General features: G+C 59.6%; 13 protein-coding genes. 5 read left to right on the top strand and 8 right to left on the bottom strand.

The genetic code is table 11. The features are described 5' to 3' along the window. Positions 1-71: 71 nt before the first annotated feature. The 6 genes from ACM6IK_RS06640 to ACM6IK_RS06615 all read right to left on the bottom strand — a co-directional run bounded on the left by ACM6IK_RS06640 (position 72) and on the right by ACM6IK_RS06615 (position 5,408). Positions 72-734, bottom strand: coding sequence for an O-methyltransferase (locus ACM6IK_RS06640; protein WP_414873655.1), 663 nt, complete (start codon positions 732-734; stop codon positions 72-74). Between the two features lie 18 nt (positions 735-752). Next, complete coding sequence (locus ACM6IK_RS06635; RefSeq protein ID WP_414873654.1) at positions 753-1,289, bottom strand: C40 family peptidase; 537 nt, start codon at positions 1,287-1,289, stop codon at positions 753-755. A gap of 165 nt (positions 1,290-1,454) precedes the next feature. After that, positions 1,455-2,087 carry a C40 family peptidase gene (locus ACM6IK_RS06630; RefSeq protein ID WP_414873653.1) on the bottom strand — a complete coding sequence of 211 codons (633 nt, stop codon included), beginning with the start codon at positions 2,085-2,087 and terminating at the stop codon, positions 1,455-1,457. 223 nt (positions 2,088-2,310) lie between these two features. After that, the gene (gene hda, locus ACM6IK_RS06625; protein ID WP_007898944.1) at positions 2,311-3,015 is read right to left on the bottom strand and encodes a DnaA regulatory inactivator Hda; all 705 of its coding nucleotides are present in this window, start codon (positions 3,013-3,015) and stop codon (positions 2,311-2,313) included. A 233-nt stretch (positions 3,016-3,248) separates the two neighbouring features. Further along, on the bottom strand, positions 3,249-4,319 hold the full coding sequence (locus tag ACM6IK_RS06620; RefSeq protein WP_414873652.1) for an AI-2E family transporter: 1,071 nt from the start codon (positions 4,317-4,319) through the stop codon (positions 3,249-3,251). A gap of 36 nt (positions 4,320-4,355) precedes the next feature. Beyond that, positions 4,356-5,408, bottom strand: a complete 1,053-nt coding sequence (locus tag ACM6IK_RS06615; protein ID WP_414873651.1) for a DUF2066 domain-containing protein — start codon at positions 5,406-5,408, stop codon at positions 4,356-4,358. A gap of 386 nt (positions 5,409-5,794) precedes the next feature. On the opposite strand from ACM6IK_RS06615, the gene purM reads away from it, so the two are divergent. The 5 genes from purM (at position 5,795) to ACM6IK_RS06590 (ending at position 9,786) form a co-directional block, all read left to right on the top strand. Beyond that, positions 5,795-6,853, top strand: a complete 1,059-nt coding sequence (gene purM, locus ACM6IK_RS06610) for a phosphoribosylformylglycinamidine cyclo-ligase (protein ID WP_034146362.1) — start codon at positions 5,795-5,797, stop codon at positions 6,851-6,853. Beyond that, entirely contained in the window at positions 6,853-7,503 is a 651-nt protein-coding gene (gene purN, locus ACM6IK_RS06605; protein WP_414873650.1) for a phosphoribosylglycinamide formyltransferase, read from the top strand. The genes purM and purN overlap by 1 nt, the downstream gene beginning before the upstream one ends. Positions 7,504-7,511: 8 nt before the next feature. Then, positions 7,512-8,225 (top strand): DUF3108 domain-containing protein, encoded by a 714-nt coding sequence (locus ACM6IK_RS06600; protein ID WP_414873649.1) that lies wholly within the window; start codon positions 7,512-7,514, stop codon positions 8,223-8,225. Positions 8,226-8,440: 215 nt separating this feature from the next. Then, positions 8,441-8,857: an OsmC family protein gene (locus tag ACM6IK_RS06595; RefSeq protein ID WP_414873648.1), complete on the top strand. Its 417-nt coding sequence runs from the start codon at positions 8,441-8,443 to the stop codon at positions 8,855-8,857. Between the two features lie 62 nt (positions 8,858-8,919). Continuing rightward, complete coding sequence (locus ACM6IK_RS06590) at positions 8,920-9,786, top strand: pirin family protein (RefSeq protein ID WP_414873647.1); 867 nt, start codon at positions 8,920-8,922, stop codon at positions 9,784-9,786. 155 nt (positions 9,787-9,941) lie between these two features. Here the strand turns inward: ACM6IK_RS06590 and ACM6IK_RS06585 are convergent, their stop codons facing one another. Both ACM6IK_RS06585 and htpG read right to left on the bottom strand, forming a co-directional pair. After that, positions 9,942-10,670 (bottom strand): dienelactone hydrolase family protein, encoded by a 729-nt coding sequence (locus ACM6IK_RS06585; protein WP_414873646.1) that lies wholly within the window; start codon positions 10,668-10,670, stop codon positions 9,942-9,944. A gap of 66 nt (positions 10,671-10,736) precedes the next feature. Next, positions 10,737-12,641 (bottom strand): molecular chaperone HtpG, encoded by a 1,905-nt coding sequence (gene htpG, locus ACM6IK_RS06580; protein WP_414873645.1) that lies wholly within the window; start codon positions 12,639-12,641, stop codon positions 10,737-10,739. Positions 12,642-12,662 lie beyond the last annotated feature (21 nt).

Genomic DNA, 12,662 nt, shown 5'->3' with positions numbered 1-12,662 from the left:
TCAACAGATGTGGCGTCTGACATTGCGCATTCGCGAGCAAGCTCGCTCCCACATTGGATCGGAGTCAGTGCTTACCTTTTTCGACACAGGGTCAAACCATCGCCCAACGGCAACAACGACAAATCCACCCGCGCATCGTCTTTCAAGGCCCGGTTGAGCGCCTGGATCGCCCGGGTGTCCGCGCTCTCGGGACTGGCCTCGAGCACGCGCCCGCTCCACAGGGTGTTATCGAACACCGCCAACCCACCAACCCGCAGCAATCCCAGGGCGTGTTCCAGATAACTCGGGTAGTTGGCCTTGTCGGCATCGATGAACACCAGGTCGTACTGCTCGCCCTGCCCTTGTCGCTCAAGCTCGGCGAGGGTTTCCAGCGCCGGGGCCAGGCGCAGGTCAATCCGTCCGGCGAGCCCCGCCTCCTGCCAGTACCGTCGTGCGATGGCGTTATAGTCGCCGGGGATATCACAGCAAATCAGCGAGCCGTCAGCCGGTAATGCCGACGCCATGCACAGGGCGCTGTAACCGGTGAAAGTGCCGACTTCGAGCAAGCGCCTGGCCCCCGTCAGTTTCACCAGCAAAGCGAGAAACTGCCCCTGCTCCGGCGCCACCTGCCAACGTGCCATCGGCAGCGCCTGGGTCTCATCGCGCAAGCGCTTGAGCAGTGGCGTTTCGCGCAGGGAGACATCAAGCAGGTATTGGTACAGGGCGTCGTCGAGATTAAGCGTGCGAGCAGTCATGACCAGCAACTCCGGACGTTACGGGTTGCGCGCCAGATGTTCAGGCTGCAGAACACGTTTGGCGCTCAGATACGCTTTTTGCCAATAGGCCTTGGACAAGCTGTCGAGCTTCACGGTGCCGCCGGTGGCCGGTGCGTGGACGAAGCGCCCTTCTCCCACGTAGATGCCGGCATGACTGACCTGGGAACCGCCATTGGTGGCAAAGAAAATCAGGTCACCGGTTTGCAGGCCTTCCTTGCCCACACTCGCCGCTTGCATGGAGATCATTTCGCGAGTGGTGCGCGGCAGGGAAATACCGGCGACATCGCGGTACACATAACCGATCAGGCCGCTGCAATCAAATCCGGAATCCGGCGTATTACCACCCCAACGATAAGGCGTGCCCACCAGGCCGAGCGCGCGAAACAGCACGTCTTCCGCCTCGGGCGAAAAAGCTTGTGAGGATCCGAATACGATGGGCGCGCGAACCACCTGCACTGGTGGCGGTGTGCGGCTGGCGCAGGCACTGAGCAGCGCTGCGAAGAACATGATTGCGAGGCGGGCCGACGTCGTCATAAGCAGAGCATCCTGATCTGGCTGCGGCTTTTTCTGCGGAGAGCGCAGAAAAGAAAACCGCCTGCGTTGGACGCAGGCGGTTTGCCATCATTTGTAGATCAAGATTCTAGCGGGTATACGCCAAACTTCAAGTAAGACTTTAAGTTCGCCCTACAAACTGTCCGCTTATTTACGTGCAGTGACGATTGGCGACGCGCTAGGTGCCATCGCCAGGGCGCGCTTGGCTTCGATGAAGGTCTTGTTCCAGTAACTGTCGCCCAGGCTATCGATGCGCACACCACCGCTGCGGCGGCTGCTGGAGTGGATGAACTGGTTGTCACCCAGGTAGATCCCGGCGTGACTGACACGGCCACGACGGCCATTGGTTGCGAAGAACAGCAGGTCGCCCGGCTCAAGCTTGCTGCGCGAGACCAGCGGAGCGTCCACGTTGATCATTTCGCGGGTGGAGCGTGGCAGGTTCATGCCCGCTTCTTCGCGAAACAGGTAACCGATGAAACCGCTGCAATCGAAGCCGGCTTCAGAAGTACCGCCGAAACGGTAACGGGTACCGATCAGGGACATGCCACGTTCGAGGATGCTGTCGGCCAGAACCGGAAGCTGGTAGGACTTGCCGCCAGCGAAGTCTGCGAGTTCTTTTTCGGTAGCCAGCTCTTCCTGAAAGAGAGCGGAAGACTGGGCAGTAACGGAGTTTTTAACCTGCTGTTGTTGCTCTTGCTGAGACACCGGAGTGTGGGCAGCGCAACCGAACAACAGGGTGACGAGTGCGAGAGGCACGAGGGGTGCGAAGCGGTTTAGCATGGGCACGACCGTGGCTGATAGTTGTAAAGAAGCCGAGACTATGCCCGCTATCATCCTGATTTGCAAATTCAATCGATCTTTTTGTGACTTATCCGTTTCCCGTTTACATCTAAGCGCTTAAGCCCATTTTAAACATACGCGCAGCCTGCAACAGGGCAGCAAAGCGGGGGTTTGTGCTGTCCGAAATACGCCGAACTGGCTAAAAGCCCCGGATTCAACGGGGTTACCAGCCGAGGGTTTCTTTCAAAAACGGGATTGTCAGCTTGCGCTGAGCCTGGAGCGAGGCCTGATCGAGACGCTCGAGCAGCTCGAACAGCGCACTCATGCTGCGGGTACCGCGAGTCAAAATGAAATGCCCGACTTCGTCGGTCAGGTGTAGTCCGCGACGAGATGCGCGCAATTGCAGGGCGCGCAATTTGTCCTCATCGGAAAGCGGGCGCATCTGGAAGATCAAGGCCAGGGTCAGGCGCGACTTGAGATCCGCCAGTTTCACCGGCAACTCACGGGGGGATGTCGACGCGGCAATCAGCAAGCGTCGGCCGCTGTCGCGCAAGCGATTGAACAGATGGAACAGCGCCTCTTCCCAGTCCGCCTTGCCGGCAACTGCCTGCAGGTCATCGAGACAGACCAGTTCGTATTGTTCAAGGTTGTCGAGAATTTCGATACCGCGATCGAGCAGCTCGGCCAGCGGCAGATAGACCGCAGGTTCCCCCAATTGCTCGAAGCGCAGGCAGGCGGCCTGCAACAGATGCGTACGCCCTACCCCATCCTTGCCCCAAAGGTATATCAGGCTCTCGGTCCAGCCGGCGTCGGCTTCGCACAGCCGCTCGACATAGCCGAGTGCAGCGGCATTGGCGCCTGGGTAGTAATTGATAAAGGTGGCGTCGTCACGCAGACGCACACCTAGGGGCAGCTGAATCGGTTTCATCCTGACTGAACAGTTCCAAAGGAACCGTTAGTGGCCTCTGTGTAAAGTTTGCGAAGTTTATACCCGTGAGCCGGGCCGCACAATGCGACAGACCACAAGCAAAATCAAAGGTTTGCGTTAATGCACCGGTTTTATGACAGTTTCTTTGGCGGTGCATGTGACAGTCGCGCGATGCAAGCAGGCTGACCCGGCATGAACCCGGTCAACTCGCCATCACCCATCGACGCCCCTCACTACTCCGGCTCGTCGATACTCCCGTAGATTTCAGAATCCTTATACAAATCACGCACATGGCGCACCAGCACCATGATCACCGCCGCGACCGGCAATGCCATTAGCACACCGGTAAAGCCAAACAGCTCACCACCGGCCAGAATCGAGAAAATCACCGCCACCGGGTGCAGGCCAATCCGGTCACCCACCAGCAACGGCGTCAGCACCATACCCTCCAGCGCCTGGCCGACCATGAACACCGCGACAATACCGAGCATCGGGTAAAGATCACCACCGAACTGGAACAACCCCGCAAGCAGCGCCGCGCCAATGCCGATGATAAACCCCATGTACGGCACGATCGCCGCCAGACCGGCAATCACGCCAATCAACAAGCCCAGTTCCAGCCCGACCAGCATCAGGCCCGCGGCGTAGATCACACCCAAGGCCACCATCACCAGCAACTGTCCGCGAACGAAGGCTCCGAGCACTTCGTGGCATTCACCCGCCAGGGATACAGCGCGCGCTTCACGATCACGGGGCAGCAAGCTGCGGATCCTGGACATCATCAAGTCCCAATCGCGCAACAGATAGAAGCTCACCACCGGGATCAGCACCAGATTCGCCAACCAGCCAATCAGCGCCAACCCCGAGGCCGTGGCATGGCTCAACACGACACCGACAATATCAGTGGTCTGACTCATATGCTCGCTGATGGCGGCCTTCAGCCTGTCGAACTTCCAGAAACCTTCCGACAGGCCGAACTTCGATTGCACCCAGGGCAACGCCGTGTGCTGCAGCCAGTCGAGCATCTGCGGGGCCAGCTCATACAAACGAAACAACTGCCTGGCGAGCAACGGCACCAAGACCAACAGCAGCGCGGTGAAGATCAATGTAAACAGGGTAAACACCGCCACGACACCCCAGGTTCGAGACAGGCCTGCCTTCTCCAGCCGATCCACCAGCGGGTCGAACAGGTAGGCCAACAGCAGCGCCACCAGGAACGGCGTCAGGATCGGATGCAACAACCAGACAAACGCACACAGCAGGGCCACCCCACCGAGCCAGAACCAACGCCGCGTATCGGCCATGAACCACTCCATTGCTTCTATATAAAGAAAGAAAAACTACCAGCGAAAACGCAGTTGCGGTGTCGGGGCTGGCGCCGGGGCAGGCACCGCACCACCGGCGGCAGGTTGAACCGGCACTGCCGGGGCTGGTGCCTGACCCGCCGGTGCCTCCTGCAGCCTCGCCAGCGACAGTTGTGCACGCAGTTGATCGGCGCTGCCATTGACCCTGTAGACAATCCGGTCGCCGTCGACACTTTGCACACGCCCGCCAAATGGCTCCAGCAAGCGCCCAAGGGACGCGTAGTGCTCAAGATTCATGCCTTGCACCTCCAGCAATTGCTCACTCGAAGCACCGGCCCTGGCAACAAACCGCGGCGCCAGGCGCTCATTGACCGCCAGCATCACCGCATCGGCCACGGCGGCCTGATCGGCGCCTTGCACGCTGCCGGCCTCTTTTTTATCCCCCAGCCACAATTGCCACTTGGCTTGCCACTGCCCGCCCTCCTCCTTGGCGTGTACCGCGAGCAAGGCGTCGGCGTTGTAGCGCTCCGAAGCGGCATTCAAAGGCGCGGGATCTGCGCCTTCCAGATTCGGCGCGGTCGCGACGATCTGTTCGTTCAGGTCCGCCAATGGCAGGCGCAACGGCAAACCACGGTGTTGAGCAGCCCGACGCAACGGCGCCGCGCTGGCCTGACCGTCGCCCACCAGACTTGAGCCCTCGGTGGAGTCATTCAACCACCAGCCGAGGATCGACGGCCGATTGGCCCCCCACATCGCCAGGCCGGCGCGGCGCAAGGCCTGCTCGGTGGTGCCCGGATCGAAATCGACTTTCAGGACTTCCGGCGGCCCGGCATCAAAGCCGTATTGGCTGATGATCTGCTGCGGGTCTTTGCGAATCGCTGCCAGCCCCGGACTTTGAGCAGCCTTGGGGTCGCCGGTCAGGCGCAACACCAATGTGTCCAACGCACGTTGAGTCGCCTGGTCGCGCTCCTCGGGCGACTGGCCATTCACCGGCTCGCGTACCTGGTAAAGGCCTTTGACGGTTTCGGCATGACTGGCCAGGCTGACCACTGACAAACAACTCACAAGCAAGAATTTACAAAAACGCATGGAAGAATCCTGACGACGAGAGCGGCTGGAACAGACCGCATGAAAGCGATCGAGCAAGGCTGTGACCATTGCCCGACGCAAAACATTCACACGTTCCGGGTAAGTTTTCGCACTGTCATAACGATAGACGGTTAATCGCGACACCTTATACAGCCATGCAGGATGCCACCGACACCGCGCATTAACGGTTTTTTTTGAACGGATATGGCCCTGCTGTCGGCCTGAGGATGGCCGCTGCGGCTCAAGCCTGATAAAATCGCGCGCCTTCGCAGACCGGCAACAGCCGGGTAGTGTCCGAATAGCGCGCATGGCTCTCGCCTACGCAGTTTCGGCGTTCCCGATGAACTCGGTCGTTACCCAGAAATCCCCCCCTAAAGGCCTGGATCATGAGCAAGCAACCCTCCCTGAGCTACAAAGACGCCGGTGTAGACATCGACGCCGGCGAAGCATTGGTCGAACGCATCAAGAGCGTCGCCAAGCGCACTGCGCGCCCGGAAGTCATGGGCGGCCTGGGCGGTTTCGGCGCCCTCTGCGAAATCCCGGCCGGCTACAAGCAGCCTGTGCTGGTTTCCGGCACTGACGGCGTTGGCACCAAGCTGCGCCTGGCACTGAACCTGAACAAGCACGACAGCATCGGCATCGACCTGGTCGCCATGTGCGTCAACGACCTGGTGGTGTGCGGCGCCGAGCCGCTGTTCTTCCTCGACTACTACGCCACTGGCAAACTGAACGTCGACACCGCTGCCCAGGTAGTGACCGGTATCGGCGCTGGCTGCGAACTGTCGGGTTGCTCCCTGGTCGGCGGCGAAACCGCTGAAATGCCGGGCATGTACGAAGGCGAAGACTACGACCTGGCCGGCTTTTGCGTCGGCGTCGTGGAAAAATCCGAAATCATCGACGGCTCCAAGGTTGCTGCCGGCGATGCCCTGCTCGCCCTGCCGTCTTCCGGCCCGCACTCCAACGGCTACTCGCTGATCCGCAAGATCATCGAAGTGTCCGGCGCCGACATCGAAAACACCCAGCTCGACGGCAAGCCGCTGACCGACCTGCTGATGGCCCCGACCCGTATCTACGTGAAGCCGCTGCTCAAGCTGATCAAGGAAACCGGCGCGGTCAAAGCCATGGCCCACATCACCGGTGGCGGCCTGCTGGACAACATCCCGCGCGTTCTGCCAAAGGGCGCACAAGCCGTGGTTGACGTCGCGAGCTGGACCCGTCCTGCCGTGTTCGACTGGCTGCAAGAGAAAGGCAACGTTGACGAGAACGAAATGCACCGCGTGCTGAACTGTGGCGTGGGCATGGTCATCTGCGTTGCTCAAGAGCACGTTGAAACCGCGCTGAACGTGCTGCGTGAAGCAGGCGAGCAGCCTTGGGTCATCGGCCAGATCTCTACCGCTGCCGAAGGCGCGGCTCAGGTCGAACTGAAGAACCTCAAGGCTCATTGATGTCCCAGACCTGTGATGTGGTGGTGCTGTTGTCCGGCACCGGCAGTAACCTGCAGGCCCTGATCGACAGCACGCGGACCGGCGACAGCCCGGTTCGCATCGCTGCGGTGATTTCCAACCGCGCCGACGCCTACGGCCTGCAACGCGCCAGGGACGCGGGTATCGATACCCGCACCCTGGATCACAAGGCTTTCGAAGGTCGCGAGGCCTTCGACGCCGCGCTGATCGAACTGATTGACGCCTTCAACCCCGAACTCGTGGTACTGGCCGGATTCATGCGCATTCTCAGCGCTGGCTTCGTACGCCACTATCAGGGTCGCCTGCTCAACATCCATCCTTCGCTGCTACCCAAATACAAAGGGTTACACACTCATCAGCGCGCACTGGAGGCCGGCGACACCGAGCACGGCTGCTCCGTGCACTTCGTCACCGAGGAACTCGATGGCGGACCACTGGTCGTACAGGCTGTAATACCGGTAGAGTTACAGGATTCGCCGCAGAGTCTGGCGCAGCGAGTCCATGTTCAGGAACACCTGATCTACCCGATGGCCGTACGCTGGTTTGCTGAAGGTCGTTTATCACTCGGTGAACAAGGTGCTTTACTGGACGGACAGTTACTCGCGGCCAGCGGCCACTTGATTCGAACCTAGGAGATTTTATGCGTCGCGCCCTGCTCTTCGCTTGCGCTCTGTTCGCCCTGCCCTTCGCCCAGGCGGCAGAACTTCAACCTTTCTCCGCCAGCTACACCGCCGACTGGAAACAGCTGCCCATGAGTGGCACCGCCGAACGCAACCTGACCCAGGAAGCCGATGGCGTCTGGAAGCTCAGCTTCAAGGCTTCGATGATGATCGCCAGCCTGACCGAAGAAAGCACCCTGACCGTCGACAAGGACACCCTGCTGCCTAAGTCCTATCACTTCGAACGCGGCGGCCTGGGCAAGGCCAAAAAGGCTGACCTGGACTTCGACTGGACCACCAAAATGGTCACCGGCACCGATCGTGGTGACCCGGTCAAGGTTTCGCTGAACCGTGGCATGCTCGACAAATCCAGCTATCAACTGGCCTTGCAGCACGATGTCGCTGCTGGCAAAAAAAGCATGAGCTATCAGGTAGTCGACGGCGATGAAGTCGATACCTATGACTTCCGCGTGCTGGGCCCGGAAAAGGTTGACACCAAGGCCGGCAAGATCGACGCGATCAAGGTTGAACGTGTGCGCGACCCGACACAGAACAAACGCATTACCGTGATGTGGTTCGCCAAGGACTGGGATTACCTGCTGGTCCGCCTGCAACAGGTCGAAACCGACGGCAAGGAGTACAACATCATGCTCCTGGACGGCAAGGTCAACGGCAAGACTGTCAAAGGCAGCTGATCCGGATCGATGCCTGTAGGAGCGAGCTTGCTCGCGATGGACTTTAACGATGACTCGCCCTTGCGGATACACGCGGTGCCATTGAGATCATCGTCGGAGCGCCGCCCGGAGCAAGCTCACTCCTACAAATTGGAACACCCGACAAGCGCGATGGCTCTATACCTTCAAGGTCTTTTTTGATCGAATGAGTTTTCCTGTCGCCTGCGAGGTTTGCCATGACTGTTACCGTCAATACCGTTTCCGCCGAAGGTTTTCGCCACAGCGTACAAATCGATGACCACGAACTCTTCGCCGACGTGCCCATCACGGCCGGCGGTGATGGCTCTGCGCCGGAACCGCACGATTATTTCGATGCCGCGCTAGGCGCCTGCAAGGCCCTGACCCTGAAGCTGTATGCCAAAAAGAAGAACATCCCGCTGACCGGTGTCGGCGTGGAGGTCAAGCGCGACAACAGTCAGGAACAGAAAGGCCAATACGCGCTGCACGTCAAACTGACCCTCAAGGGCGTACTCACCGACGCCCAGCGCGAAGAGCTGCACCGCGTGGCTGATCGCTGCCCTATCCACAAGCTGATGACCACGTCTGAAGTCAGCATCGAAACGCATTTGTCCGAAGGCGCGTTCAGCCAATAGCGGCAAGGGCTGCGCAAGCGGGTTATGCTCGAACGCATTACCCGCTCAGCCTGGAACGCACCATGAACACTCCGCTCGTGATTCGCCCCCGCACCGAAGATGTCGAGGGCCAACCGATTCTTCGCCCGCTGCCATCGGCCAAGTGCCGCAGCGTCGGGCCCTTCGTGTTTTTCGACCACATGCTGGAAACCCGTTACCCACCGGGCAAAGGCATGAACATCCGCCAGCATCCGCACATTGGCCTGTCTACCCTCACCTATTTGTTCCAGGGGCAGATCCAGCACAAGGACAGCCTCGGTTCCGATCAAGTGGTCGGGACTGGCGATGTCAGCTGGATGACGGCCGGCAGCGCCATCGCCCACGTCGAACGCACGCCTGAGGCTTTGAAAGAAAGCGGCTTCACGATGCACGGCCTGCAGATCTGGCTGGCTTCGCCCAAGGACAAAGAGCGAGGTCCGGGGCATTACATTCACCATCCGGCGTCGACTTTGCCGGTCAGCGAAAACCTGGGGGTGAAGATCCGCATGATTGCCGGGTCGGGCTTTTGCCTGGAATCACCAGTGCCGGTGCTTTCTCCTACGCTGTACGCCGAACTGCACCTGCAAACGGCGACGACATTGCTGATCCCCACCGAGCATGAAGAACGTGCGCTGTATGTTCTGAGCGGCGAGGTGCAACTGGATGGCGAGCCGCTGGAGCCGCATTCGCTGGTGATACTGCCTGCCGGGGAAGAGATGACCCTGTTTGCTGAAAGCGACAGTCACGCAGTGTTGTTCGGCGGTGCACCGTTGGACGGGCCACGGCGGATCAACTGGAATTTTGTCGCGAGCGATCCGGCTGCTATCGATGAGGCACGCCGGCGTTGGGCGGCCGGGGACTGGCCGACGGTGCCCGGGGAAGTGGAGCGGATCGAACTGCCTTCGGCTTAGCGTCGTTCATTCAATTGCCATCGCGAGCAAGCTCGCTCCCACAGGGGAATGGAGTCGTACGCAATTCTTGCGGTCGACTCGGTCAACTGTGGGAGCGAGCTTGCTCGCGATGAGGTCGGCACTTACACCGGCCAAGCGTTAGTTGAAAACCGCAATCAACCCTTGAACACTTCATCCAGCAAGTTATGCATCGACGTGAAGGCCCGGGCAGCCACCTTCGCGTCATACATCATCATGCCCGGCACGTTGGCGTGCGGGTCGGTGAACGAATGGAACGCACCGCCGTAGCTCAGCAACTGCCAGTCCACACCGGCTGCGTTCATTTCATCTTCGAACGCCGGCAACTGCTCTTTCGGCACCAATGGATCGGAGGCACCGTGCAGCACCAGGACCTTCCCCTTGATGTTTTTCGCATCGGCCGGGTTTGGTGTGTCCAGCGTTCCGTGGAACGATACCGTCACTTTCACTGGTGCGCCGGTACGGGCGAGCTCCAGGGCGCAGCAACCGCCGAAGCAGAAACCGAAAGTGGCCAGTTTCGAAGTATCGACAGCCACTTCACCCTGACTCTGCAGCTGCTCGAACGCCACCTGCATGCGCTTGCGCAGTAATGGGCGGTCATTCTTCAACGGCATCATGGCCGCGCCGGCCTCGTCATTGTTCGTCGGACGAACCGATTGACCGTAAAGGTCTGCGATCAGTACCACATAACCCTTGGAGGCCACCGACTTGGCGATCTCCTCGGCACCGGCGCTGACGCCCATCCAGTTCGGCGCCATCAACAAACCCGGGCGCGGGCCTTTCTGGTCGGCATCGAAGGCCACACGGCTTTCGTAAGCCTGGCCGTCAATCCGATAGGCAACGGAACGTACAGTGATTTGGCTCATTTCTGACTCCTGATTTTTGAACACCAGAATGAAAAAACCCGCCGAAGCGGGTTTTCTGCAACCTAGTTAAGCCGACAGCTCAACCAACAGCTTGTTCAGACGGCGCACATAGGCCGCCGGATCTTTCAAACTGTCGCCGGCCGCCAGCGCCGCCTGATCGAACAGGATGTGCGTCAGGTCGCCGAAGCGCTCGTCACTCTGCTCGTTGTCGAGCTTCTCGATCAGCGGGTGAGCCGGGTTGAATTCGAAGATCGGCTTCGAATCCGGAACCTTCTGGCCGCTGGCTTCCAGGATCTGGCGCATCTGCAAGCCCAGGTCTTGCTCGCCGATGGCCAGGATCGCCGGGGAGTCGGTCAGGCGATGGGACACCCGAACTTCCGCAACGGATTCGCCCAGGGCGGTCTTCAGACGCTCGACCAGACCTTCTTTGGCCTTGGCGACTTCTTGCGCAGCCTTCTTGTCCTCTTCCGAGTCCAGGTTGCCCAGGTCCAGGTCACCGCGTGCCACGTCGACGAAGCTCTTGCCGTCGAAGTCGCTGAGGTAGCTCATCAGCCACTCGTCGATGCGGTCGGTCAACAGCAACACTTCGATGCCTTTCTTGCGGAAGACTTCCAGGTGCGGGCTGTTTTTGACCTGGGCGTAGGTTTCGCCGGTCAGGTAGTAGATCTTGTCCTGGCCTTCCTTGGCGCGCGCCAGGTACTCGGCCAGGCCAACAACCTGCTCGCCATCGTCACCAAGGGTCGAGGCAAAACGCAGCAGGCCGGCGATTTTTTCCTTGTTGGCGAAATCTTCTGCCGGGCCTTCTTTCATGACCTGACCGAAGTTTTTCCAGAAGCCCTTGTATTGCTCAGGCTCGTTCTTCGCCAGTTTTTCCAGCATGTCCAGAACGCGCTTGGTCAGCGCCGACTTCATGGAATCGATGATCGGGTCTTTCTGCAGGATTTCCCGCGATACGTTCAGCGACAGGTCGTTAGAGTCGACCACGCCCTTGATGAAGCGCAGGTACAGCGGCAGGAAAGACTCGGCCTGATCCATGACGAACACGCGCTGTACGTACAACTTCAGGCCTTTCGGCGCTTCACGCTGGTACAGGTCGAACGGAGCGCGGCTCGGCACGTACAGCAGTGAGCTGTATTCCAGCTTGCCTTCGACCTTGTTGTGGCTCCAGCTCAGCGGGTTTTCGAAATCGTGAGCGATGTGCTTGTAGAACTCCTGGTACTCCTCGTCCTTGATCTCGGTACGCGGACGGGTCCACAGGGCGCTGGCGCGGTTGACGGTTTCCCACTCAACGGCTGGCTTCTCCTCGCCTTCGGTGGCTGCCACTTCTTTCGGCAGTTCGATCGGCAAGGCAATGTGGTCGGAGTACTTCTTGATGATGTTGCGCAGGCGCCAGCCATCGGCGAACTCGTCTTCACCGGATTTCAGGTGCAGGACGATGCGAGTGCCGCGTTCGGACTTGTCGATGGTCGCAACTTCGAAGTCACCTTCGCCCTTGGACGACCAGTGCACGCCTTCGCTGGCAGCGCTGCCGGCACGACGACTGAACACATCGACTTTGTCAGCGACGATGAATGCGGAGTAGAAACCGACACCGAACTGGCCGATCAGGTGCGAGTCTTTCTTCTGGTCGCCGGTCAGGTGCTTCATGAAATCGGCGGTGCCGGACTTGGCGATGGTACCCAGGTGGGTGATCGCGTCTTCGCGGCTCATGCCGATACCGTTGTCTTCGAGGGTGACGGTTTTAGCGTCCTTGTCGAAGCTCACGCGGATTTTCAGTTCGGCGCCACCTTCCAGCAGCTCTGGCTTGGCCAGGGCTTCGAAACGTAATTTGTCGACAGCGTCAGAGGCGTTCGAGATCAATTCGCGAAGGAAAATTTCCTTGTTGGAATACAGCGAATGGATCATGAGATGCAGCAGTTGCTTCACCTCGGTCTGGAAGCCCAGGGTTTCCTTTTGAGTTTCCACACTCATGGTTATCAAACTCCAATCAGA

It is taken from the genome of Pseudomonas sp. IT-196MI5, assembly GCF_949767415.1.
Classification (GTDB): domain Bacteria; phylum Pseudomonadota; class Gammaproteobacteria; order Pseudomonadales; family Pseudomonadaceae; genus Aquipseudomonas.
Note: the sequence above shows the minus strand (reverse complement) of the source record. Positions and strands in the feature narration are given on the sequence as shown.